The sequence below is a fragment of the Pseudovibrio sp. Alg231-02 genome (assembly GCF_900143565.1).
In the GTDB taxonomy this organism is placed as follows: Bacteria; Pseudomonadota; Alphaproteobacteria; order Rhizobiales; family Stappiaceae; genus Pseudovibrio.
This window is the reverse complement of the sequence record NZ_FREX01000013.1, coordinates 114,377-140,186: the sequence shown is the minus strand read 5'-3', so window position 1 is coordinate 140,186 and position 25,810 is coordinate 114,377. Positions and strand designations below refer to the sequence as shown.

General features: G+C 47.7%; 9 protein-coding genes and 2 pseudogenes. 6 read left to right on the top strand and 5 right to left on the bottom strand.

What is annotated here, in order from left to right:
• Positions 1-1,353 precede the first annotated feature (1,353 nt).
• Positions 1,354-3,588 (top strand): DNA topoisomerase, encoded by a 2,235-nt coding sequence (locus DHN43_RS24820; RefSeq protein ID WP_108820446.1) that lies wholly within the window; start codon positions 1,354-1,356, stop codon positions 3,586-3,588.
• Positions 3,589-3,670: 82 nt separating this feature from the next.
• On the opposite strand, the gene repC is transcribed toward DHN43_RS24820, so the two are convergent.
• The 4 genes and pseudogenes from repC to DHN43_RS24800 all read right to left on the bottom strand — a co-directional run.
• Positions 3,671-4,948 (bottom strand): plasmid replication protein RepC, encoded by a 1,278-nt coding sequence (gene repC, locus DHN43_RS24815; protein WP_108820445.1) that lies wholly within the window; start codon positions 4,946-4,948, stop codon positions 3,671-3,673.
• Between the two features lie 257 nt (positions 4,949-5,205).
• On the bottom strand, positions 5,206-6,300 hold the full coding sequence (repB, locus tag DHN43_RS24810; protein ID WP_108820444.1) for a plasmid partitioning protein RepB: 1,095 nt from the start codon (positions 6,298-6,300) through the stop codon (positions 5,206-5,208).
• Positions 6,297-7,649, bottom strand: a complete 1,353-nt coding sequence (locus tag DHN43_RS24805; protein WP_108820443.1) for an AAA family ATPase — start codon at positions 7,647-7,649, stop codon at positions 6,297-6,299. The genes repB and DHN43_RS24805 overlap by 4 nt, the downstream gene beginning before the upstream one ends.
• 402 nt (positions 7,650-8,051) lie before the next feature.
• Positions 8,052-8,366 (bottom strand): annotated as a pseudogene (locus DHN43_RS24800) (ISKra4 family transposase); the annotation flags it as partial.
• A gap of 105 nt (positions 8,367-8,471) precedes the next feature.
• On the opposite strand from DHN43_RS24800, the gene DHN43_RS27550 reads away from it, so the two are divergent.
• Positions 8,472-8,600 carry a hypothetical protein gene (locus DHN43_RS27550; protein WP_256387199.1) on the top strand — a complete coding sequence of 43 codons (129 nt, stop codon included), beginning with the start codon at positions 8,472-8,474 and terminating at the stop codon, positions 8,598-8,600.
• Positions 8,601-8,768: 168 nt separating this feature from the next.
• Here DHN43_RS27550 and DHN43_RS24795 read toward each other — a convergent pair.
• Positions 8,769-9,518: pseudogene (locus DHN43_RS24795) on the bottom strand (plasmid pRiA4b ORF-3 family protein).
• A gap of 1,227 nt (positions 9,519-10,745) precedes the next feature.
• On the opposite strand from DHN43_RS24795, the gene DHN43_RS24785 reads away from it, so the two are divergent.
• From DHN43_RS24785 to DHN43_RS24770, 4 genes are all read left to right on the top strand, one after another.
• Positions 10,746-19,688: a calcium-binding protein gene (locus tag DHN43_RS24785; protein ID WP_108820440.1), complete on the top strand. Its 8,943-nt coding sequence runs from the start codon at positions 10,746-10,748 to the stop codon at positions 19,686-19,688.
• Between the two features lie 55 nt (positions 19,689-19,743).
• Positions 19,744-21,936: a type I secretion system permease/ATPase gene (locus DHN43_RS24780; RefSeq protein ID WP_108820439.1), complete on the top strand. Its 2,193-nt coding sequence runs from the start codon at positions 19,744-19,746 to the stop codon at positions 21,934-21,936.
• Positions 21,933-23,309 (top strand): HlyD family type I secretion periplasmic adaptor subunit, encoded by a 1,377-nt coding sequence (locus DHN43_RS24775; RefSeq protein ID WP_108820438.1) that lies wholly within the window; start codon positions 21,933-21,935, stop codon positions 23,307-23,309. Before DHN43_RS24780 ends, DHN43_RS24775 begins: the two co-directional genes overlap by 4 nt.
• 614 nt (positions 23,310-23,923) lie before the next feature.
• Positions 23,924-25,390 carry a calcium-binding protein gene (locus DHN43_RS24770; protein WP_108820437.1) on the top strand — a complete coding sequence of 489 codons (1,467 nt, stop codon included), beginning with the start codon at positions 23,924-23,926 and terminating at the stop codon, positions 25,388-25,390.
• The last annotated feature ends 420 nt before the right edge of the window (positions 25,391-25,810 follow it).

The following is a 25,810-nucleotide window of genomic DNA, read 5'->3' as shown; positions in this document are numbered from 1 at the left end:
ATGCTCTAAAATACGGCGCATTATTTCATCAAAGGCCAGATTCAGAATCTCTTACTCATCGTGATCACCCATCTTACGATCCAGCAACTCATACCAGCCTTCCAAAAACACGACTTACAGACTTGAAAAACAATTCTAATCAAGCTTCATCAGCTGATCTAACACCACGAACATAACTGACTGCAGATCTTCAAAAATATGCCAGAACAGATTGATATAACTAATCTATTTCGAATTCAGAGGAAGCCACATCAGTTCACCTGAGCCCGTGTTAGACAACTGAAAATTTCGAGATCTCGTTTCAGATCGAACATCAGATACGATTGGCCCATCTTTTCATTTTCAAAACAATGAGACTATGAATCCTCTTAGATTTCACTATTATTATCAGTTAGATACATCAGATATCCATCTTGCTACCAGCAGTTAAAACCTTGTTCGTTATTTTTCTGCAGCTCACATTGCAACCAGGCTACAAACTCCTGAACCAACTCCAGATCTTAGAACCTCTTAAGTTCGCTACCCGCTTAAAAATCTGTTTTGAGATTCTTCCCTTCCGCTTGATCTTTCCCTTGTCTTGCTCATTTCATCACCTGAAGATCACCTTCGCTTTCACTGTTTGAGCTCTCATTTCAGATCTGAAGTAAAAACCCCTGTCCTAAATATTTTGAAGCTTAGCCTTGATCCTCCAAAACTATCTCCTATCCTTGCTCAATTTACTTCCCTCCCTGCTCACCCTCACAAGACCGCCTCAATGTTCTTTGCTTTCACGTGCAACGACCCCGAACGCTGTTCTATTTGAGGACCGCGAGCTTTCCCCCCTGCCCTCAAATATCCTCACGTCCAGATCAGAATTGATATGAAGCTGCACCAGCTTTTCAAACTCTGCTGGATACATCGGTTTCTTTTCTCAAAGCGGGTGCGGAGCACCCAATTGCAAGCTTAATAAAACAGGCCGCAGGCGTGTTTTAAGTAGCGCGCAGCGGCAAAGCGTGGGGCGAAGGGTGAGCAATAAGGCATAGCGCAGCGTTGCCGCCGTGCCGATCCCGTAGTCACACCCCGTATAGGCCCACCGCCTTAACCTCTTGTTCAAGAATTGATTGTGATGGCAGGTAAGAAAAGACCTGAAACCACCCGCACATCTGGGGGGCTCGTGTGTCAGTCTCTCAGTCAGAGCCAAAAGGTTGAACCTGCGACCGTCCTGGTCGAATTGTGCTTGCAGCCCCGGACTGTTCAAGTAGAATCTGGATGATTGAAATTTGGACCGGAGTTGCCTCCTCCGCTCTGAAGACTTTCAAGAATTCACCTTTTCGAGCATGCGCAAAATGAACCATTTTAGTTGCATGGGGCACCATGAAATCAATCGTCATTACAGAAAAACCCTCGCAAGCCCGCAATGTCATGAAGGCTGTTGGATCTCGATATGGAGAGGTACTGGCGGCACAAGGACACTTGCTGCGGCTTCAATCTCCTGAAGAAGCCAATCCGGATTGGAAAGCATGGTCTTCAGATCTGCTGCGCCCACAAGGTGGCCGGTATGGGTTGGTTACTGACAGAACCAGCGGTAAGGGTGAGCGCCTTGATAAAATCAAGCGTGCTTTAAGCAGTGCTGATCAAGTTATCATTGCCACTGATTGCGACCGCGAGGGTCAGGCGATTGGTGAGAACCTTTTGCATTTTTACGGCTACAACGGCCGCGTGCTGCGAGCAATGTTTACGGCAGAAGATGAAAAGACGCTTCGCGAGGCGTTTGCCAGCGCCAAGCCCAACGCCAGTTATCGTTCACTTTATGATGCAGCGGTCGCCCGTGCTCAGGCCGATCAGGTGTTCAATCTCAGTCTGACCAGAACCGCAACGACCAGACTGGTGCCTTCCGGCGTACGTGCAGTCATCGGCATTGGCCGGGTCCGTACCCCAACGCTTGGAATTGTCTGCAGACGTGAGCAAGAGCTTTCGCAGTTCAAGCCACAAGATTACTTTGAGCTGACTGCAGATATTCAAGGTGAACATGGGCTGTTCCAACTTCACCACCGGCCGGCTGACAGTGAGCGCTATTTTCAAAAGGCTACGGCTGAAGCAATAGCTGCAGCAGCAACCGGTTGGCATGGCCCAGCCAGCGTCCGCCAAGAAAACCGGCGTCAGGCTCCAGGCAAACCCGTTGATCTTCCCAGCTTGCAAAAACAAGCTGCCAAATGGGGATGGACGGCGAAGAAAACATTAGACGTTGCGCAGGCTCTTTACGAGATCCACAAGCTGACAACCTACCCACGCGCTGCTGTGCGCTATCTTCCTGAGAACATGGTTGATGGAGCAAGCGCTGTGTTTGCCGCTCTTGTTGGCGGCGGCTATGTGAAGGATCTGGACTGGCAGGCCCCAACAATCAGGACAGGCAAACGCGGTGTATTCTCAGATGCCGGACTAGCTGGTGAATCTCATCATGCCATCATCCCCAATCCAGCTGTGATTGATCAGTTTTCAAAGATCATTGCAGGGCTGAACGCTGATGAGCGAAAGCTGTTTGATTTCATAGCCAAGACATTCCTTGCAGCGCTTGGCCCTGATTACGAATATCACCAAACACAGATTGCTATCAGTGTGCCGGTGAATGGTCAGACTATCGTGTTCAAGACTGTGGGCCGCTCTACAATTCATTCAGGCTGGCGTGCTGTTTACGGTGAGTTCATCGAGGACAGGTCATCCTCAGATAGCGAGGCCGAACTGCCTCAGGTTCGAGACGGTGAAGGGGTAGGGATCTCAGCTGTCAATATTGATGCCAAGAAGACAAAGGCACCAGCCCGCTACACGGAAGGTTCCTTGATTGAAGCCATGCAAAACGCATGGAGGTTTGTTGAAGATGAGGGCCAGCGTGCACAGCTTAAGGAAGCCAAGGGCATTGGTACTCCGGCAACCAGAGACACGATTATTGAGGGACTGAAAAAGCAAAGCTTCCTGACTGTCTCGAAGGGCAAACTCTTTGCAAGCGATACGGCTATGCAGCTCTATCATCTTCTGCAGGACCGGTGTCCTTCTCTGCTCGATCCAGCAACGACCGCAACAATGGAAGCGCGACTTGATGACATTGTGAGTGGTAGAGCCGGTGCTGATGAAATCATCCAGGAGATCTGCAGCTCTGCGAAGACGGCAATTGATGTTCTGGACGGGCAGGGGGCTAAGCTCGATATCCAGCGCAACCCGAGCCCAGCCATGGTCAAAGCAGCTAAGGGCAAGGCTGAACGTGAAGGCAAGCGTTTCACCCGCGCAGATCTGGCAAGCTATGACACGTTGCGGGCTTATCTGGGGCCAATGAAGGAGCGGGCAGGGGAGCCATCCGCTCCAAGCCCAGCACAGCTCAAGTGGGCAATGATGATAGCTGAACGGTTGGGACAGCCTCTTCCTGATGAAGCCAAAAGCTCAGCAAGGGCTCTGAGCAGCTGGATTGACGCGAATAATTTTGCCAGTGAGAGCCAGATGAAGTGGATCTGCAAGTTCGTTGAGGAAGGCAAAATCAAGAAACCCAAGGGCTATCCGGACAAGGTCAAAACTAAGAATGCCAAAGTGCTTCTTGATAAGATATTCAACAAAAGGTAAAATAGCTATCTATTTGAATTATATGAATTTTTACCTCAAGGGTGCACGCGTGCACCCTTGGCTTTGATCAAATTGCACGCGTTCAACCAGATTGTGCCAGGCCGAATAACGACTTGTGTAGCGCCAACTCGCCATCGACAGCCCGATCAATGCAAGCTCTGAAATAGCCGCCCGGACTGGAAATCAGCAAGGGATCTCGCAGGGCTTTCTCCGCTGTGGTTGCCAGCACAGCCGCCGCCGCATATCGTCCAACTTTTGCCTGAGCCTGTTGCATTCCCGATTGAGACAAACCAATCAGCAATGCAATATCACCGCTGGCCTTCAGCAATTCACTCCAGTTGTTAAACTCAAACCCAAGACTATTTTGAAGGTTTGATAAGGCTGATTTGAGCAAGCCTATGGAAATGCTCTCTAGCGGATCCTCTTGCTCAGCAGGCTTAACTTTGGCCTCAAAATTGCTCCTTGGTTCCTTCTCAAGAGCCGCTTTAACCTCAACTTGTTTGAGGTTTTGCTTAATCGAGTGATCAGCGTGAGCTGATCTCCGTTGTCTTATACCTAGCTTAAGAGCTTGAGGGTTTGTATTATTATATGGGGTGTCGTTAATGTCACCCGCGCATGTCATCTCATCAGATAATAAACTATCAGTTTCCTGCGTTTCTTCTTCAGCAGGAGTAAAGGCTGCGACCGCCATTTCATAAATACTCTGAAGCACTTCTGCGCGAGTAACAACATCCATCGGCTTGGCGCTGAGTGTCTCTACCGCGTCCTGTACATCGCAAAACTCTAGACCTTCTTTAGCGGCAAGAAGCGCCATGTCTTCAATCGCACGGAGCAAGCGGTTTACTGTCCGGCGGGCGTCTTTCTGTGCCTTGAGACGTTGAGCAAACTGAACACCCAGTTGCTTCAGCTCACGAACGCGTTGGCGAGCAGGGGAGAAATCAAAGCCGTACCCGCGCTCAATCTCACCCAGTTTCCCTTGCCTGAACTCACCACGATGAATATAGCGCCGTCCGGTTGGACTGTCCCGGTAAGCAATGATACCCGCTTCTACCAGCCGTTTCAGGCAGCGAATGACGGTGCGCTTTGAGCGGCACACGTATTCAGCCAGTTTTTCATTGGAGATTGCAACAAGAGGGCGGTGGTTGGGTTGCCAGTCATCCGCAGCAGTAAGGCCGATCAGGATATCCAGAATATGATAGCAAGTCCCATCAATGCCAAGGGCAGGTGCTGCCTTTTTGAGCGCCATTGCCACTTCTGACTTTGTCGTTTCAACAATATCATTTGCCATAGCCAGACGTTGACTGACCATCATCTCTGGTGTGAGTTTTCTAAACGAGGCTACTGAGCCTGAATTTTGCATAGCAAAACCCTCTCGCTCTACGTACCCGAAGAGCGTTTAAAACACACGTTATGCAACGTGTTTCATCAATGAGAGGCAAATCAGGGTGCAGAACGCAAAAAATCGCACCGCCCCTTAGGAAGGCGATTGATTTTAACAGCAGCACGAAGTACGGTGAATTTGCTGATACGGTACTTCTAGAGTTCTGCTCTGGATTGCCAGATGAATTCCGGTCCTGCAGATTGCCGTCTGCGGGGCCGTTTTCTTTCGCGGTTAGGTCATTCGCTTGCTCCCATTGGCTCCACGACCTTTTGCTCTTGCTGCTCAAAATCCTTAAGCAACTGATCTATTTTACTGGTCAGATATTCAGAGAAGGCTGCAGCCCGCACTTCATCTGCCATTACAATCTTGATATTCCGTGATCCGCGTGCCTCAACAGCCGGTTTGCCGTCTCTGCCCTTGATGAGCAGTTTGCGCTGCACAGCGGCTTTGCGGGACTCGACCCCCTCCACAGTGGAGGGGGATAAGTTTCCATCCACCACTTCAGTAGAGACAGCCAGATCGTGAACCCAGGCAAAACGATCCGGACTGGAAAGAGCATCCCATTTGCCTGAAGTCTTCAGGTTGGCAATGCTCTTGCGCAGCCGGGCAACAGTACCCTCGTTCTCACAAGCCTTTGCCACCGTCTCCCACTTCACACGGCCAATACCACGGGCGGACCCAATGTTTTCAATAAGATCTTCCGGTACACGGCGAATAATTGAGGTCAGTTTAGATACGCGGGTCTTGTCGCCAGCACCAACAGCAGCGGCGACAACCTCACGGGTAAACGTTTTGCTCAGCTCGGCTGCAAAGAAGCATTGCTGAATATAGGTAAGGTTCTTACGTTCTTCATTTTCCTTACCCTGAGCGATAACAAGTTCTTCATCGCTCAAATTTTCAACAACCGCGCGAACCGCAATATCTAGCTTTAAGCAGGCCTTAACCCGGCGGTGCCCATAGGCGATCTGATAATGGTTTGTCCGGTCCGGGTGAGGGCGCACAAGAACAGGCACTTGCTGACCATTCTTGGAAATACTCTCGACCAGGCTGTCCAGCTCTTCATCATCACCTTCAAACGCACGGTCCAGCGCTAATGATGGCAGCAGCAACTTGGCATCGAGGTTTTTGATGATCTGGCTTGGATCAACGGCTTCATTGCGCTGTTCGGTTAAGGAATGCAGGGCCGCACCAAGACGTCCAACAGCGCTCTTCTCCCGTGGCTTTGGTACCTCTTCTGCAACCGGCGTACTGGACGCACGCTCAAGACCTACATTGTTGCCGGTCATGATCGCACTGAGTTTACTCTTATTTCTCTTACGTTTATCGTTCATGAGCGACCCCAATAAGACTTCAGAAGCTCCTCAATCTCGCTGTTAACTCGATTAACGGAATCCAGCGCACGATCATATGTTTTGCCATTGAAGTTGGAGCGTTCCGCCTCATAAAGTGTTTGCTGAACGTTCCCCGCTTCGGCAATCGCGGAGCTTCGCAACATTGTGTTGGTGAGAACGTTTTGCAGCTGAGAACGCAGCATGGTCACCACATCTGTTTCCGGACGGCTGGTATTATCATGGCGCGTAATCAGATATTGCAGCGTTTTAGGCACCAGATATTCCAGCCCAAGCTGCTTTGCCACGGTGCTCTCAAAAAACTCGTTATGCGCGATGGACGTTGCCAGATACTGCGCCATAGATTCACAATCAATCCACTGCGGGTGAATGGTCACCAACAAATGGTCCGCTGCAAAGGATGCTGCGTTGGACAGGTAGCCCAGACTTGGCGGCGTATCGCAGATGATCACATCATACGCGTCTTCAACATTTTCAAACGCCAGTTGCAGGCGAGTGAAGTAAAGCTTGCGCTGAAGGCAGTCGGAAAGCTTGGCATGGTTGCTTGCCAGCTCATCTTCCAACTCACGAAGCCGTGTATTGGTGATACCTTTTTGCTTCTTCTCATCCTCAATGTCTGCAATACGGTTACGTAATACAGGCTCTTCTTGTCCAGCCAAAGTAGCGTAATGCGGCGCAAAAAATTCCCATTCGGTGAGGAAAGGGCTGCCAATGGCCAGATCAAGGTTATCAAAATACGTTTTCTGAACCACCTCGCTCATAGGCTTCGGGTCACTGTAACGTATTGATGCAAAAAGAGATTCCTCTTCCGGCACCATCTCAGGGACAAAGCCGAGCATACTGGATGCAGACCCTTGCGGGTCCAGATCCACCAGCAGAACACGATAGCCTTGCAAGGCCAGATGCTGCGCCAGATGCACCGAAGTACAAGTTTTGGCAGATCCGCCCTTAAAGTTGGAACAGGCAATGATCTGAATGTCTTCATCTTCCTTGCGGCGCGGATCATAGTTCAACGCTTTGGCGGTATCATCGCCAGCTTTTTCCGCAAGGTAGATCCGAATCTGGTTCATTTGCTCAAGAGAGTAATAGCGGCGCTCACCGCGACCAACCTTCTCAATCTCAAGCCCCATTTCATCAGCAGACAGAGCCAGATAGCGCGGAGTGATACCCAGATAGGCTGCCGCTTCTGACGCCGCAAATTTGCGCAGGTTCTTTTCCGCTTTTGGAGGAAACTGAGACTGCGCCAGCGCCGCAAGCGTGCTAGATAAAGCCTTATGGTCAGCCTTCATTTGAGAAAGCATAATACCGCGCTCTAGTACCTCAGTGCCCATTTCCGAAATCACCCGAAATTATTGATTAAACAGGAATTAAGGAAATAATTGGCACATCCGGTTTTAAAGTCAACGAGGACTTAGTTAATGAATCCTTAAAGGCGAGCCCAACTGGCTGAAAACACTGATCTCAAACACCAGACAAACTACCTATCGTGTTGTTTTAACATTATATTTTAATCTATCGTCCTTTAACAAGACAATATAGAACATTCCATAAATAAACGATGATAACATTTCTTTCGTCGTAAAATTTGGGCATTAAACCAACTCCCAGGTCAGATTCGCTTCACACCTTCTCGATAGATTCTATCTACGCGGTTTGCCAAGGACACAAATGTTATCATTACCAGAAGCACTTATAGTAGGACTGACAAGAGAGTCTGCATAAGTGTGGGGTAGTTATGCCACGAGTTTGTCGAATGCCGGATCCTTCGCTTCACATTTTATACCGGGATACCATTGCTCGAACTTCTGCCTGAGTGTTCCGTCCAGTGCCCGTGTGCGAGTTTGGAGCTAGAGATGAGAACCTGACTTTGACCAACACATCTGCTGTTTTTTGCCAAAGCGCTTCCCGACAACCGCACTAACTGTGCTTTCAACAAATCCGGTTGATACCCGCTCCCCGTAACGCCTGCGCTCTGCGCAGATCGGGATCATCTCGGCATTATTCTCAATGTAAGTCTGGAATTCTGCTGTTGCCTTTCTTAAAGCCTTGTTACCGTTACCCATGGCAAAGGCGGAAAACGTCGCGAAGGCACCATCCGTTCGGAACTGGCCCAGTTTTTGGCGCTTCATATTGGAAAACTAAGGGCTGGCCCGTTGTTTCTCAGCCGTCAGAGCCGGCAGGATGGCAGTGCACCTGTTTACACCCGTCAGCGCATTGGCCAGATCGTTCAGGAGATAGCGAAAACACTGACATCACCAAGCGTCTTTACCCGCATCTTCTGAGTCATGCTATGGCTACCCGGCTGCTCGCACTTAGGATGGAAATAACCGACGTGTAAAAATTCTTAGGTCGTGAGGACTTGTCGTCTACCCGGATTTATGCTGAAACCAGTCTGGCCATGCTGAAGCGAAAATTTGACCAGGTCACACAGCCACAGGGGAAGGCACTGATTAGCTCAATAGTCGTGACCCATGGCAAAGTCGTTGGCGCTTTTGCTGCTGACCTCCTGTCCGGGGGCCTGCGCAATCCCACATAATTTGGCGGTGTATCAATCGCTTATGGTTATCATCGCGAAACGCCTGATTGATTGACCGGCGCGAGAATTTGCCTGACAGATAAGGTTCACGAGCGTTCATGCGGTCCATAACCAGTTCCAATTCTTCTAGTCGATTTTCATCTGGAAGCTTCAACTTGTCGCAATAGTCAAGAATGCCCTGGAGGAAATCGGTAATCGTTCCCATATCCCAAAAGGCGTCGTAACCTTGTGCCTCATCGCGCCGAATTAGATAGCCTTCTACTCCTCCACAATCTTCCGGAGGACAATTATTTGCACCGCCAATGCAGGATGGTAGAGACTTGCCATCACCGGCCACATCAATGCACTCAATCCGGAGTTCATGTCGCCAGTTCACATTCAAATCATAGAAATAATGGAACTTTTCGTTTTTCCGAAGACCAAGTGATTGCAGGCTGACCTTGGCGGGCAGTTCGCCAAGTTCCAGGGAGCCATAATGAACCGCGAACTTGTCAAACATGAACAGGTGGATTCCCTCTCACCCCATGGCCACCTGCAACACGCCGTGCAGTTTGCGCTCGCTGATGTCGCTCCGCACCAGTAAACGCCGCCAAATCATTGGACTGATACCAAGCAGACGCACCTTAAGCTGGATGGCTGAACAGGACGGCGAAAGTTCGAGCATGCGCAAATGTGGCAGACACTTCACACTCCGGCAACCAGATCAGACTGCGTTATCGCAACTGCCCCACACTTTTGGGTGCTCTCCTAATAGGTGTTTTGCGCCCAAACAGAAAATTCGCAACACAAACAGTCGAAGTCACAGCTCACCTTGTGCTCCAAACCCGCACACGTGCACTGGACACTCAGGCAAGTATTCGAGCAGTAGTATCTCAACACAAAATCTGAAATACAAAGTCAGGCATTCGACAAACTCGCAGCCTGATTGCCTGCACTGTTAGTTTGTCGTGAGCCACCTGTTCGCGACGCAGCCTACTCTAGATAGTTCACTTGAACGCTTGTAACCTGTTGACGTCTTTATCCATAAAAAGACAAAAGAATGAGAGAGCCAAGCAAAGCGGTCACTACCGCATCTAATCTTATAATGGCTCTGTCAAGCACAAATACTTTGCCGCTGCTGCACGGTTTTCATTTAAATGCCCAGATTTACAACGATGCGGACAATGATGGATAAGGCCTGACTGGAGAAGGACTGCGGGCTCAAATGAGCGCTCTTCAGCAGCTTGCTGACGCCCCTCTTGTGTAGTTGTTGGGGGGAGGGGCGTCAGTTGCTTTCAAAGCAGTTAGTTGTCCGATGATCTGGTCAGCTCCATGTCCGGCAGCATTCTTGAATGCATTGGGTGTGAGAACCGATAGAAGAAGTGTTCGCGGTGGTTTTTCGCTTATGTTCCTTGTCCGGGTCTCACGATCTCCCTCCGTCGCTCGTGGAACACAGCATTAACAATCGCTTGACACTTCATATGAAGCTCCCGCATGTGAGCTTCATCTACCATTAGATTTTTAGAAAATCATCTTTACCGAACATATTTGCCCTCTGCATAGACACAAACAAAAACGTTGATTTGGACTAAGTAAGAGCATTGGCGGAATCTACGCGTTTGTGGCGTAGTTCACTCTAGAAGTCTTCTTATAGCTAAATATAAGGGCCCACTCAAAGCTATTCTAATATGTAGACATGGAAGCCTGTAAATGAACTCGTTTTCAAGCAAAAATCTTGCTTGCGCGACATTTTTGATGACGTTTTCGCTTGCCGCGGACCTTTTTCAGTTCAGTATCCCCTCATTAGATACTTTCAATTGTATCGATATCACGAGAGAGAGCTGAGCAGTGCTTTTTAGCGCCTGCATCTCCAAGTTTATCTAGCAACCTGCAAACTCTACCGGTAACTCTTATGCCATTACAAAACAACAAAAACTACGAGCAGTGGGTGTCAAACTACGGCTCTTTGGTAGGAGCCTCATTTATACCAAGTGCTAGCACCGGCTTCCCAACTTATGCGGAACTTGCAGACTATTTTAATATCCCGTCATCTCTGAATGAGTTCTCCAGTGAGGTAAAGCAGGCACTAACTCACGCAAACCTTAGCCCTGGCTCTTATGTTGGGGAGGTCGCTCTAACCGCTGCAGGTGGACGTGGCAATGCTGTCGTTTCTTTGCTGGTAGATGATACAGGAAAAGTTGGTTGGGCAATCGAAGCAAAGCTCAGCGTCGGCCCCGGTATCAAATATGGAGAGATGGGAAATGAATTCTCCGTGAGCATTGACGCGGGAGCATCTGTAGGAGCCCTTAGAGATCTGAAAGCTGTCCCAAAGGCCGTTTTAGACCTGATTCCTGAAGGTCTCGGAGGGCGGACAAAAATTGAGTTTACTTGGACCAAAGACGCGGAAGGGAATGTGCGCCTCAAACAGATCTCGTTTGGAGGATCTTTTGATTATGTTCTTGGAAGTGTAGGTGGCGCATTCCAAATTGAGTTCACAGAGAAGGGAGAGGCTAGATTTTATCTCGCAAGCACAGAGGCCGCCAAAGGCGCCCAATCTGCTGAATTTGCGAATGCACTTAAAACCCTCAAATTGAGCTCGGGGCTTTCCGTAAAATTGGAGTCAAAGAACCGTGTTCGCTTAAGAGGTGACGAGGTACTGGATGTATTTTCAAGCATTCTCAATAGCGGCGTAGAGATTGCTGCGGGCGCCATATATAACTATTTAGAAACGCTCCATGATCTGTACCAGATAGCTACAGGAAACAACGCAGTCCGGGATGCGCTTTATGAGCATGCCCAATTTAAAACACTGCTTGAAGCCGTCCCTACTGGGCTCGAAGCGTTTACAGGTGAAGTTCGTAGAAAGCAACTTCTTCGCTTCGGTATCGATATGGGGCTGAGTACCACCTTTTATGCCGAAAATCACGGAAGGTTAACAGACCCGTTTGTTCTCGATCTGGACGGTGATGGCGTTGAGTCTGTAACCGCAGAAGATGGCGTTATGTTCGACCTCGCTGGGGACGGCATAAAACGCGGAACCGGCTGGGTTGGGGCCGATGACGGGCTTCTGGTTCGGGATATAAACGGCGATGGTCAAATTACAGATGGCCGCGAATTGTTTGGCGATGCGACGGTGCTAAGTGATGGAACCACGGCAGAGCACGCTTTTGTTGCGCTTCAGGACCTTGATGATAATGGAGATGGAAAGCTCGACGCATCTGATCCAGCATGGAATGAGTTGCAGGTTTGGAATGATGAAAATCAAGATGGCATTGTTCAGGAAGGAGAACTGAAATCTCTCGACGAGTTAAACATCGAGTCGATTGGTGTAATCGGCGTTGAAGATGGTGAACAGCAAAATGGTAATGAGATTGCCTATAAAGGTGAAGTCAATTATAAGGACGGCACCTCATCTGAAACGGCTGCCTACTTCTTTGCTCAGAACACAAGAACTGATTATGACCTAGGAGAAATCCCAGAGGAAATTCAGGGCTTGCCGTTCATTGATAGTGAAGCTGGTCTTTTTAGTACTCATGAAGCAGCAAAAGTAAATCCTGAATTTGAAGCCATTTTACGAAATTTTGCAAACAGTGATAGCCGCCAGCAGCAAATGAGTATGATGGATGCCCTGATGGAAGAGTGGGCCTCCACTCAAAGCTGGCATGAGTATGGTAGGAAATCAATCGTCCAAGGACCTGTAATCAATCCGGCTAATATCTGGAATAATTTTGATCACGCTAACGAATATATGAAGCAGACTGAGCTTAACATCAAAGCGACGTTTGAGGCTTTGTCAGGCATCGATCTAACCAATGAGGAAAAAGCCTCCGAAGCCTTGGGTGCCTCTGAAGGGACAGCAACAACTCTAACGGCTCGGAAGCGGACGCGGGATAGGAATGGAAGGTACATTGATTACGATCGGGCAGACGAGGATAGCACATCTACACATGCAGAACGCCAGGCAGCCCGTCCCGATATTTATCTTCCAAATCTACCGGAAGACCTGAGTAACTCGGAGTATATCGGCCCATTTCAAGTTGTGAAGGTTGATGGTGTTTATGTGCCAACAGGCAACATCAAGCTCGAATCCTCTGTTGATTCCCCTGATGGAGAAGCAAGCTATCACGAAGAGTTGTACGGCACCGACTTAGGAGGAGCAAGAGCAGTTGCAGCTGCCAGTGACTACCTCGCAGGGCTTCGCAATGCGGCGGCTGTTTACTCAATGGTGTTAAGTAATCAGGCGTGGCAGCAAGCTTATACTACAACAAAATTGAGCGCTGAGGCCGGGCACCCCAAAAGGGTTGGCGGTTTGGGTATGGCTGCATCCTACTGGAATACTCTCGTTAGGTTAGTAGCGAAACACGGGCCATATATTGATTGGGGCACCTTCGATCCGCTATGGGGGACTGAATTTGATGATACTGAACCTTTGGAACCTCCCTTCAAGTTAAAAGACCATCCGAGCGATCGCGCTTCTCGGGACTCTACATTCGTGTCTCCGATTTTCGAGGGAGGACCTCCGAAAATTCCGCCCATTGTTGATCTTAATGGCAACGAGATCAACTTCCCAGAACCTCCAGGGCCAAGTTTCTGGGAGCGGTTTTTGGATGATCATGCTGCTACATCATTCGATCTTGCTGTCTCCGACTCGGGGTCAGATTATGACGAGCTTTCTAAAAAGCTTGATGTCCTTGAGAAAGCAACTGACGCGCTGCTGTTCGGTGGAAACACCGCGATTGACTGGGGCAAGGAGGGAGATGCGCACTTTTTCGAAGAAGGCGGTCAAGCCGGCTGGAATGGATTTACCCGTGCTGATACCATTTTGGCAAGTTTTGAGAGCTTGAAAGCTCAGAAATATATAGAACTTGCCCTCCAAACCCGTTTGGCGTCGCTGCTACAGACAATTACGGTGGAAGATGCTTTCCTGAGAGACCCTGCTACCGGGGAACTAATCTATTCGGAGGTTGAGGAAGGTGAAGAACCAACTCCGATCCTTTTAGGCGGGAAGGTGAATGCCGAAGAGTTCCATGCGCTTTTAGACCAAAATTTCGCAGAGGACCCAATAGCTGCATTTCAAGATCTGCTTGAAATAACTTCATTTATGGGACCGCGTTTCGGGGAATTGGGTATTAACCTACTTGAGATTCTCTCTAATAAATTGGCGGCACTCTCAACAGATGAGATTAATGAACTCATCGAGCTAGGTGTGCTGGATGGAGAAAGTGCCTCAGATGGTTATATTCGTCTCGAAAACATTGTTCATTTAACACGTGGAACGGATGGCAATGACAATATTACAGCACCAACAATAATGGGACGGGGCATCCAATACAGGACATTATTTGGAGGAGGTGGCAATGATATTCTTAGAGCTGCAAATGATCATATGCCGACCCACTTATACGGCGGAACGGGCACCGATACTCTCTACGGTAGCGCTGGCCAGGAGCTGCTGAGTGGGGGAGAGGGGAATGATACCATTACAAGTAATGGTGGTGGAGACATTATCCTCTTTAGACGTGGTGATGGGCACGACGTGATTAAGGGAACTTCCGGCGCAGAAATTGTGGTTCTGGAAGATATAGCCATCAATGAAGTTGAATTTGAAATGCTTCATACTGATTTGCTTATCACGATTATAGACACCGGTGAGACTGTACGAATCCAGCAGGCGTTTGTACCGACAAGAGGTATTTCTAAGGTTAGCTTCGGAAAAGGGGGGGGCTACTCAATAGAGTCCATTGTAAACATTCTCACAATGTCAACCGCCGGAGATGACGATATCAACGGACTAACTGCGTTCACTAACGAGCTTTTCGGGGGTGAAGGAGACGACACTATTTCAGGCGGATCTAAATACGACCAGATTTACGGTGGTACAGGAAATGACCTGCTCAAAGGGAGAGCAGGCGATGACGTCCTGAAGGGAGGAGACGGAAACGATACGCTAGATGGTGGCATTGGAAACGACTGGCTCAATGGTGGAAAAGGCGACGATATACTGAAAGGGGGAAGTGGCGACGATCTATTCTTCTGGGAGCGTGGCTCCGGCAACGATGAGATCCACACACAGGCAGGAAATGATCATCTTGTTCTTTTAGGGAAAAGCATCACGCTGGATGCCGTTAAGTTTAGTCGAACAGGTTACGATCTGCATGTGATCATAGCCGGTGACGATGGTGGCACACTCAGTGTCAAGAGGTTCTTCTTTAATTTTGAAAATGGGGATGGCGCCTATGCAATAAAAACAATTCTATTTAAAGATCAGAATTTCTATCTCACTGCGGAGCAGGTTGCCGAACTCACTTTATTGGGTACCGACGAAAATGACGCACTAATTGGTACGATAGGTAGCGATGAAATCAATGGTTTGGCTGGAAATGATGTTATCGATGGAGACGCAGGAGACGATATCTTAAGAGGAGGATCTGGTCATGACGAACTGAGTGGTCATTATAACAATGATAAACTGCTTGGTGGAAGTGGCGACGATCTACTCAAAGGCGGAGCAGGAGATGATGTTCTGCATGGCGGAAGTGGTTCAGACACATTACTCGGCGGTAGCGGTAACGACATCTACCAAGTAAAGCTGGGTGATGGTGAGACGTGGATTGATAACGGTAGTGATGTTTCAGGTCGTGCTGCAGCCTCCGATGTTGATGTGATCGAATTCGGACCGGGTATTACACGGGATATGATTACTTTCTCTAGCAAGAATTTTGATCTTAATCCTGGGAAAATTGAGAGTGACAGTCTCATCATATCGATTGAGGGCGGCGAACGCGTTGTTATTCTTGAGTATTTCAAGAATATCTACGGAACAGAAATTCCGCATTATAAAATAGATGAAATTCACTTTGCGAATGGAGATATTTTAACCTCCGAAGAGATTGAAGGAATTTTAACGCAGGATGGACCTCAGGTGTCCAACATCGTCGGAACAGATGACAACGACCTGCTTCTAGGGACGTCTGGAGTTGACCGAATTGAAGGGGAAGCTGGAAACGACACTCTCAACGGTGGAGACGGTGCAGATCGCCTGATGGGAGGCGAAGGCGAAGATCGCCTTGATGGAGGAGCCGGAATTGACGTCCTGGAAGGTGGTTCAGGGAATGACACCTACGTGGTATCCGCTAATCTAGGTACTGACATAATTAGAGAAGATGTGAGCGGAACTGAGCAGGATCAAGATACTATTGAAGTGAGCGAAGAAGTAGCCCCTTCTGCTTTGCGTTTGTCAAGAAAAGCTGACGGCTCATTATCCTTAGTGGTCGGCGATACGACTCTTGCTAGCATAGAGGGCTTTTTTGATGAGTTCGGCCAGGCGACCGGCGCGATTGATCAAATCACTTTTGCGAATTCCAGTGAAGGTTGGGATCTTAATGAGATCGTCAGCCGTGCTGCAGATGGCTCCGACCTAAATGATTATCTCCCAAGTAGCGGCAGTGATGGTGTTCTATCAGGCGGTGTCGGCGATGACACGATTCTTCTGGAAGATGGCGTTGATATCATCCGTTTTGGTTTGGGAGATGGCCAAGATACTATCTTAAGCACTGCCTCTGCCAGCGATGATATGGTCGAGTTCGGTGAAGGAGTAGCACCAGATGAGATTACAGCGAGTATTCAAGAAGATGGGTCTTTGATCCTCACACTGATCGATGGCTCCTCTATGCTGCTCGTCGGTAATGTCTTTTCAGAAACCGGAACCGAACTCCCTGTCTCTCAGTTCCGCTTTGAAAACGGTCTGGAGTGGGGACTTGACGAACTCCTAAAGCGTGCTCTCGAGGGCACTTCAGGAAATGATATGATCACTGGACTGAATAATCATAACGCTTACCTTTCTGGCGGGAGCGGTAATGATACTCTGGTCGGTGGAGATCTAAATGACACGCTTGATGGTGGCGCTGGAGACGATACGCTAAGTGGAGGAAAAGGCGACGATACCTATCTGTTCAGAATCGGCGGTGGACACGATACAATTACAAGTGATGTGGCTGGCTTTGATGAGCTCGTCTTCGACACTGATATAGATATCGCCGATGTTACCTTCAGCGTTCTCCGTCCAGAGGATACGGACCTGAAGATTAATTATACGGACGGGACCTCTATACTTATTGAAAATTTCTTTGCTAGTGCTGAAGAAGGAAGCGGTGGTATTGAAGCGTTTAGATTTGCGGACGGTGTCGTTTTCAATAGGGATGAAATCTTCGAATTTCTCTTTAATTCAACTGACGGAGTAGATCAGCTCGTTGGCAGCTCGATTAATGACCGAATTTTTGGAGCAGGTGGAAACGATCGACTGAGCGGTGGCGCAGGGGACGACCTACTTTCAGGTGACGGCGGAGATGATACAGTTGAAGGAGGAGCGGGTAACGATGTGCTGATTGGGGGCACTGGAGCCGACACGCTTTTGGGGCAGAAGGGCAATGATACCTACCATTACAACCTGGGCGATGGCAATGATATCATTAGTGATTATAGCTCAGGAAACGCTACCTCTGACTTTGACGTTCTCGTATTCGGTGAGGGAATAAACCCATCTGAAGTTTCTATCAGCTTTGGGGTATCTGGGAATCGTGATTTGGTCCTTGCCTTCTCAAGCACATCGTCAGTGACCATCGAGGGGTATTTCAACGCGTTCCATACAGGTACGGCATCAAAGTATTCAATTGAAGAAATCCGTTTTGCAGATGGAACGGTTTGGGCACCAGAAGATGTTTATCAAATGCTGGGAACTGATGGCGATGACCTCCTGTATCTTTTCAACAATCACGACGATGTTGTAGCTGTTGGAAATGGCAACGACAGAGTTCACGGTGGTGATGGAGACGACATTCTGAATGGTGGAGATGGGCAGGATACACTCTACGGCGAAGCTGGAGATGATACGTTATCTGCTGAGGGAAGTGATAACGAGATCTTCGGTGGTATAGGCCGTGATACGCTAACAGGGCACGGTGTTCTTGATGGAGGCGCTGGTAACGACATTATTAATTCTTACGGTGGGACAGTCTATGGTGGCAGCGGTGATGATATAATCATCAATCATTCAGATTCCGCAGCTAGTTTCCACGGTGGTGCTGGTGACGATGAGTTTATCGGAGGATCAGGACAGGAAACTGTTCACTATGACGGCGATCGAGAACGCTTCATCGTAACAGCAAGTAAGATTGATGGAGAGATAGTCTATCGTGTGTTCGATAAAGAGGGTGCAGAAGGTTACGATACGCTCAAGAACATCGACAGAATTTCATTTGATGGCCCCAACACTGCGACCTTTGATGATATCGTACCGGATTATACAGAGTTCCCGATAGAGGATAATCTCCTGTCAGTGAGTGCAGGAAAGAGTCTTTTGATTGATCCTCTCGCACTTCTTGCAAACGACCGCGTCCCCTTAAATTTCTTATGGGGCGAAAAGGCGAAGAATGGCAGAATTGTCCAACGTGAAGATGGTTTGCTTGAGTTTTTCCCGGAGGATGGTTTTACCGGAATAGCTGAGTTTTATTACGAAGTTGTGAGCCCCACCGATCCTAATTTCAGATACGAAAGTAAAGTAGAGGTCGAAATAAAGTCAGCAACTGAAGAGGACAGTGTAGACCACAATTTCGTGATGTCAGAGAGATCCGCGATGGTGGTGTCCGTAAATGCTCTTACGAAGCATCTTCAACTCGACGATGCGAGTGAGCTTACTATTGGGGAAATCTCCAGCGAAATAGGAACTGTCGAAGTTGCAGAAGACGGCAATTATATTATCAGGCCAGTTGCCACCTTTATCGGTGACTTTAGTTTCACTTATACGGTCAGTAACGGATCAGAATTAATCGAAGCTAATGCATCCATCGAAGTACTGCCTCTGCATGCGGATCGGAGATTGGACTATAACGGTTCTGTATACGCAGACGAGTATACCGGCACATCCGATGAAGACACTATTTTTGGCTATGCTGGTGATGATGAGCTCTCTGGAGGAGGGGGCGATGATATCATTAATGGTGGTAGCGGAGATGACCTGATCTATGGAGGTGACGGAAATGATCGACTAGTCAGTGGTGATGGACAGGATACCATTTTTGGTGAAGGTGGCGATGATATCATTAGCGGAACCGGAGAATTATACGGCGATGCTGGCAATGACGATATTCGCGGAGAAGGTATCCTATTTGGCGGTAGTGGACATGATTACATAAGCGCGACAGGTACTGCATTCGGAGGCGATGGAAACGATAGCGTTTATGGTGTCGGTGAGCTGAACGGTGATGGTGGTGATGACCGCGTTTCCGGGCAGGGGCATCTAAACGGTGGTGCGGGTGATGATTTAATCATTGGCAGTTACGCAGCCGCTGGTGGGAGTGATGATATCCTGTCTGGTGGCATAGGGAGCGATCGCCTGGATGGCGGGCTTGGCTCTGACACTTACCTCTTCAGGCGCGGTGATGGGCAAGACTTTGTCGATGAAACAATGTTTTGGGACGAGCAATTTGAAGGTCCAAACCCAGGGTTGGTTTCAGGCAATGTAAATAGTACCGATACTTTGTCCTTTGTCGGAGATATTGACCAGTATGACCTGTGGTTCACTCAGGATGGGGAAGATCTCGTCATTAATGTATTAAACAGCACTGACAGCGTGACTGTAACTGGATGGTACAGCGATGGCAGAGACAGCACTAATCGTCTTGATCAAATTGGGGTGGAAGGAAGTCTACTTTCCAACACAGATGTGCAGCAGCTTGTAGATGCTATGGCGGCATGGAATGCAGAAAACGTCACTGACGGCGTAATACCAACTTCTTTGCCTGACACTAACAGTCCACTATCCACTGCGCTGGCTACCGCCTGGGCTCCTTCTAGCTAAATATTGGGTAGCCTGTCAGTCAATTGGCAGGCTACTCATACCTTTAGAGCAAAGTATGCAAGACCTAGCTTCTACCTATCAGCCTACGCAGACAGAAAAACCGCAACCAGCTTCACCAGGAAATCGGGACATCGATACAGGTATTGCCTGCCTTGTCACACTTTTTAGGTTTCATGGATTACCAACAGATGCTGAGCAGTTAGTCCATCAATTTGGGAGGTCTGGCTTGAAGTTCACCGCAGAAGATCTTCTGCGTGCAACAAAACGTCTAAACCTGAAAAGCCGTGTAATTGAAAGTAACTGGGAGCGATTGGCGTCAACTAGTTTTCCGGTTATTTCTGAAACCGGGGGCGGCAATTTTTTTATCATAGCAAAAGTCGACTCTCAAAAAGAAACCTTATTAATACAAGATCCCGCTCAAGGACGTGTACAGCAAATCTCGCGACAGGAACTTGAAGCACGCTGGACTGGAAGACTATTACTAGCGACCAAAAGGGCGCAATTGTTTGGGGAGGGTAGCAAGTTTGACATTAGCTGGTTTGTGCCAGCTCTTATGCGTTATAAGCGTTTGTTTGGTGAAGTCTTAGTCGCCTCGTTCTTTTTGCAACTTATGGCTTTAATTTCACCTTTATTCTTTCAAGTAGTGGTCGATAAAGTTTTAGTTCATCGGGGTCTTACAACACTCGATGTTCTCATAATAGGGTTAGTAACCGTATCTATTTTCGAGGTACTTCTTGGCGGCCTACGTACTTATACCTTTTCTCATACAACAAATAGGGTGGATGTAGAGTTAGGTGTGAAACTCTTCCGCCACCTTTTAAATTTACCGCTGTCTTACTTTGAATCTCGGGCAGTCGGCCAGAATGTCGCCCGAGTGAGAGAATTAGACAGTATTCGGAATTTTATTACTGGATCTGCACTTACACTCTTAATTGACCTAGGATTTACGATAGTTTTCTTTTGTGTGATGTTTTATTTTAGCCCATTGTTGACCTCAATTGTCCTCGGATCAATACCATTTTATGTAATGATCGCATTAATAATTACTCCGATTTTGAGGAGGAGAATGGAAGAGCAGTTCCAGCGGGGAGCAGAAAACCAGGCTTTTCTAGTTGAAAGTATCACTGGAGTCGAAACCCTCAAATCGATGGCTGTTGAGCCTCAAACACAGCGCAAATGGGAAGAGCTGTTATCGGCCTATGTTGGAGCTAGTTTTCGTGCGTCAAACTTGGGGAATATTGCAGGGCAACTAACACAATTCGTCAACAAAGTTACAATGGCGCTCACGCTATATTTTGGCGCATTAGCGGTTGTTCACGGAGATATGACTGTTGGGCAACTTGTTGCATTTAACATGCTGTCGGGTCGAGTGAGCGGACCGATCCTAAAATTATCCCAACTTTGGAATGATTTTCAGCAAGCGCGAATCTCTGTAGCTAAGCTAGGAGATATTTTAAATACTCCTGCCGAGCCTTCGTATAATCCTAATAGATCGACTTTAAAACAAATCAGCGGGAGGATTGAACTTGATAGCGTTAATTTTCGTTATCGCCCCGACGGCCAGGAAATTCTACGCGATTTAAACCTTAAAATCCCAGCAGGCCAAGTTGTAGGGATTGTTGGGCCGAGTGGTTCCGGGAAAAGCACGATAACGAAACTGGTGCAGCGCATGTATGTCCCAGAAAGAGGGCGTATAATGGTGGATGGTACCGATCTTGCTATGGTGGACACGTCATGGCTTCGTCGTCAGGTAGGTGTCGTTCTACAAGAAAACTTACTTTTTAATCGTTCAATTCGAGAAAACATATCTCTGGCAGATCCAGGATTGCCTATGGAGCAGGTCGTTAAAGCAGCAAAACTTGCTGGCGCTCACAGCTTTATTCAGGACCTGAAGGAAGGTTATGACACAATGGTAGTTGAACGCGGCGCAAACCTTTCTGGAGGTCAAAGACAAAGAATTGCAATTGCAAGAGCCTTACTTACTAATCCGCGAATACTCATCTTAGACGAAGCAACTTCGGCGCTGGATTACGAATCTGAGAGGGTGATTCAAGAAAATATGAGAAAGATTTGCCATGGTCGAACTGTCTTGATCATTGCGCACAGGCTAGCCACGGTACGTGATGCGGATAGGATCATCACGATTGAAGAGGGCCGTCTGGTAGAAGATGGCACTCACAAAGAACTATTACAACGTAAAGGGCGTTACTCAGCACTCTACCAACTACAAGGTGGAAGCGAGGAATGAACAAGCTTTATCTCAAAACCAAGTCTAAGCTAGCCTCCTTTCTTGAGAGCCACAGATTACAAGTCGAAAAAGAGTTCGCGCCAGCAGCCATCGAAATATTGGAAACGCCAGCCAGCCCACTTGGGCGACTGCTTGCGATCTTGCTTTCGACTCTATTCTTACTTGTGCTGCTTTGGGCAACCTTTGGGGAGCTAGATATTGTTGCCACAGCCCGTGGTCAGGTTTCACTGTCTGGGGGCACAAAACATATTCAACCATTAGAGATTGGGACAATAAAAAAAATCTATGTCGATGATGGCCAATACGTTGAAAAGGGAGATTTGCTCATCGAGTTAGATGCGACGGATAATGCAGTCGAAACAGAGCAAATAAACAAAGAACTCCAGACGGCGAGATTAGAGATTCAAAAACTGACGGCTTTGACCTCTCTCTTGAATGGCGGTCCAGACACCTTCGCCCCCTCTAAAGAATTTAATATCGGAGCTGCTGCACTTGCACGGCAACAGCTAAACGCTGACTATTCTTCGCATCTTGCAAATATTTCGTCATTGTCTGCTGAAATTGAGAGACGCAAAAAGGCCAAAATCACCATTGAGGTCGAGGTAGAAAAACTTGAGAGTGCAATTCCGCTACTAAAAGAAAGAGAAAAATCTCTATTCGATTTGGTTCAAAAAGGACTGTCCCCGAGACCCGTTTGGCTCGAACTGAAATATAAATTGATAGAAGCAAAAGGAGATCGGAAAATTCAACTTCAACGTCTGCTCGAAACTGATTCCTCAATTCGAGTAATCGAAAAAGAACTTGCAAAAGCTAAAGCAGACAAACTAAATGAAGCTTATTCACGACTGATAGAAATACAGAACGTAAGAGAAAGTGCAAGTTTAGCTTTGCTGAAACTTGAGCAACAGCGTCAATTACGCCGATTGCGTGCTCCGGTATCAGGACATGTACAACAACTTAACGTGCAAACTATAGGAGGCGTAGTTACGCCTGCACAACCACTCTTAGTAGTCGTTCCCACAGGAACTCCATTAGAGATCAGAGCATTTATTCTAAATAAAGACAAAGGTCACGTTTCGGTTGGCCAAGATGTAGAAGTCAAAGTGGATAGCTTTCAGTTTACAAAATTTGGAACTGTACTCGGAAAAATACTCAGCATATCAAGCGACGCGATTGACGACGAAGATTTAGGCCCTGTTTATGAAGCCAGAATTTCAATGGATAGAGATGCCATGCTTGTTGAAGGCCAACAAGTTGTACTCAATCCTGGTTTGACCGTGACTGCGGAAATAAAGACCGGGAAGCGGAGGATTATTGAGTTTGTTCTTTCACCTGTTTTAAAAAGCATAAATGAGGCTGGAACAGAACTATAAGTTAATGGGATTAGTCGCCGTCTCTCGATGACTTGAACCATCTCAGTATTAGTGTTTTGCTAAAGGTAGAGGCATTCCCATTGGAACGAGACACATACGAAACGCAAGTCTTCGAAAGAACAGATTATTCGTGTCTTAAGAGTGCCCGAGGCATGAATCTCTGCTAAAGCAGCTTTGTTGCAAAAACAGTGTGTCAAATGCCAGTTTCTACAAATGGAAGACGAATATTCGGGCATGGAAGTACCCGAAGCTGAGCGATTAAGTAACTTAGAGGAAGAAGGGTGCAAGCTAAGAGTGGCCTTTACGGCTTACAGAGCCTTTGTAAATTTGGGCGCGAAAATGGTCGCCTTGTTAAATTTTTCTTTTTTTTCGCTCTCTTGTGAGTAAAGACGCCGATAAGTTATAAGCGTTCAAGAACACCAGCTAGAGTAGATTGCATCGCGAGCAGGTGTTTCACAAGAAAACCGGAAGCACCACAAAACGTGGGGCAATCAGGCTATGCCCATGCAGATAAATTTTGACGTTGTACGCCTTGTTATGTCCCTACGTAATCTTTCTCCAGTCATCTCACTGGATTAACGTTCTATCATTGCTACTTAAAAGGACAATGATTAATGAACTTTATTTATGGGACAAATGGTGTCGATTACATCGCTGACACCGACTCTGCCGACAGAATATTTGCATATGCCGGCAATGACCAAATACTCTTGGGATATGGTGATGACGAGGTGTTTGCAGGTGAGGGAAATGATGTCGTGTACAGCGGCTATGGATCAAACACCATAGTAGGCGGCTATGGCCTCGATACAATTAGTTATGAAATGCTGGACGAAGGCGTTGGCGTGACTGTGAACTTAGTCATCGGACGCGCAAACTATTCAAAGACAAAAGCGGAAGACAGGTTAAGCCAATTTGAGAACGTTAAGGGTACTAGGTACTCTGACATCCTGATTGGAGATGATTTTGCGAACACGCTTTATGGACTAAGCGGGAATGATCAGCTTTTTGGTGGAGAGGGAGAAGACCGGCTCTACGGTGGTGGCGGAAATGATTATCTAGTTGGCGGGCTTCACTCAGATCAGCTTTTTGGTGGTATGGGGGATGACTATCTCTACGGTGGGGATGGTCTGGATGAACTTCACGGCGCCTGGGGAAATGACGTGCTTTACGGAGGACTTCACTCAGATCAACTCTTTGGCGGCGATGGAGATGATAGGCTCTACGGAGAACACGGTGATGATATCTTTTACGGTGGAAACGGAGGTGATCAGATCTACGGTGGAGACGGTGAAGATCAGATCTACGGAGAAAATGGAAATGATTACATCTTAGGTGGTCGAGGCCAGGATTATATTAATGGCGGAGCTGGTCATGATACTATGACAGATTTCAGCGATGGTACGACATTTGACGGTGGTAGCGGAGTTGATACAGTCTCTTATGAGGACGCTCTTCTAGGTAACGATTTTGGTGCTAATTTGGGCATAGGAGTTGCAGAGTGGGGGACAACAAGACAGCGCTTGATTAACGTCGAAAATCTCGTGGGTTCCTCTGGAAATGACTTGATCCGTGGTAGTCGCGCCGATAACCACTTAAAAGGCGGTGATGGAGTTGATAGTCTCAGAGGCGGAGAAGGAAATGACATCCTTGAGGGTGGTTCTGGGGACGATTCGCAAAGAGGGGACGAAGGGAATGATATCCTTAAAGGCGGATCAGGAAACGATTTCCTTAAAGGAGGGAGAGGGAATGACATCCTTGAGGGCGGCTCTGGAGACGACAATCTAAGAGGTGATGAAGGGCATGACATTCTTAAAGGCGGCTCTGGGCAAGATACATTCGTTTTTGCTAGGAAATTTGGCGAATCAGAGATTGGTCATGATGCCATTTCTGATTTTGAAGAAGCTGACCTAATAGATCTTTCTAGGCATTTCGCTGCAAGAAACTGGGATGACCTCTCTGATGTAGTTGCACACATGTCAGTTGTCGGAGCTGACATTGTGATAGATCTTGGAATGGACTCACTTAAGATTAAAAACTGGAATATCAGTAATTTTACCGAAGATATGTTCGTGCTGTAAGTCATTCAGAGCATCGTTCTGGTGCTCTGAATTTCCACAACTTCATGCAACGGTGTTTCATTACCTCGCGCGTCAATTATTTATTTTGAAATGATCTGTCGTCAAATGAAGTGGAACTGATTAGGCCTTTGAATAATGGAGTGCTTGGCCCGTTGTTGTTTTGATGTTATGCCACTTTTGTGTAGTAGTTCGAGCTGCGATTGAGCAGAGTTTTACGTTTGATCTCACGATCAAATTGCTGCTATCGAAACGCCATCGCCTTGCACGCGCTGATGCTTTTAGCTTGTGGAACGACTACACAGTCGAATTGTATGCATGAATAGGTCGTTTGCGCGTTCTTGCATCTAAGTTGAAATAACCTGACAAAGCCGGTGGAAGTTATGGGGAGCAGGTCAGTCCAAACAAATGGGTACACCTCTA

Excerpts from the sequence above, each read along its gene's own strand:
- repC (WP_108820445.1), bottom strand. The coding sequence starts at position 4,948 with ATGCAAAATTCAGGCTCAGTAGCCTCGTTTAGAAAACTCACACCAGAG.
- DHN43_RS24780 (WP_108820439.1), top strand. The coding sequence starts at position 19,744 with ATGCAAGACCTAGCTTCTACCTATCAGCCTACGCAGACAGAAAAACCG.
- DHN43_RS24785 (WP_108820440.1), top strand. The coding sequence starts at position 10,746 with ATGCCATTACAAAACAACAAAAACTACGAGCAGTGGGTGTCAAACTAC.
- DHN43_RS24775 (WP_108820438.1), top strand. The coding sequence starts at position 21,933 with ATGAACAAGCTTTATCTCAAAACCAAGTCTAAGCTAGCCTCCTTTCTT.
- DHN43_RS24805 (WP_108820443.1), bottom strand. The coding sequence starts at position 7,649 with ATGGGCACTGAGGTACTAGAGCGCGGTATTATGCTTTCTCAAATGAAG.
- DHN43_RS24820 (WP_108820446.1), top strand. The coding sequence starts at position 1,354 with ATGAAATCAATCGTCATTACAGAAAAACCCTCGCAAGCCCGCAATGTC.
- DHN43_RS24770 (WP_108820437.1), top strand. The coding sequence starts at position 23,924 with ATGAACTTTATTTATGGGACAAATGGTGTCGATTACATCGCTGACACC.
- repB (WP_108820444.1), bottom strand. The coding sequence starts at position 6,300 with ATGAACGATAAACGTAAGAGAAATAAGAGTAAACTCAGTGCGATCATG.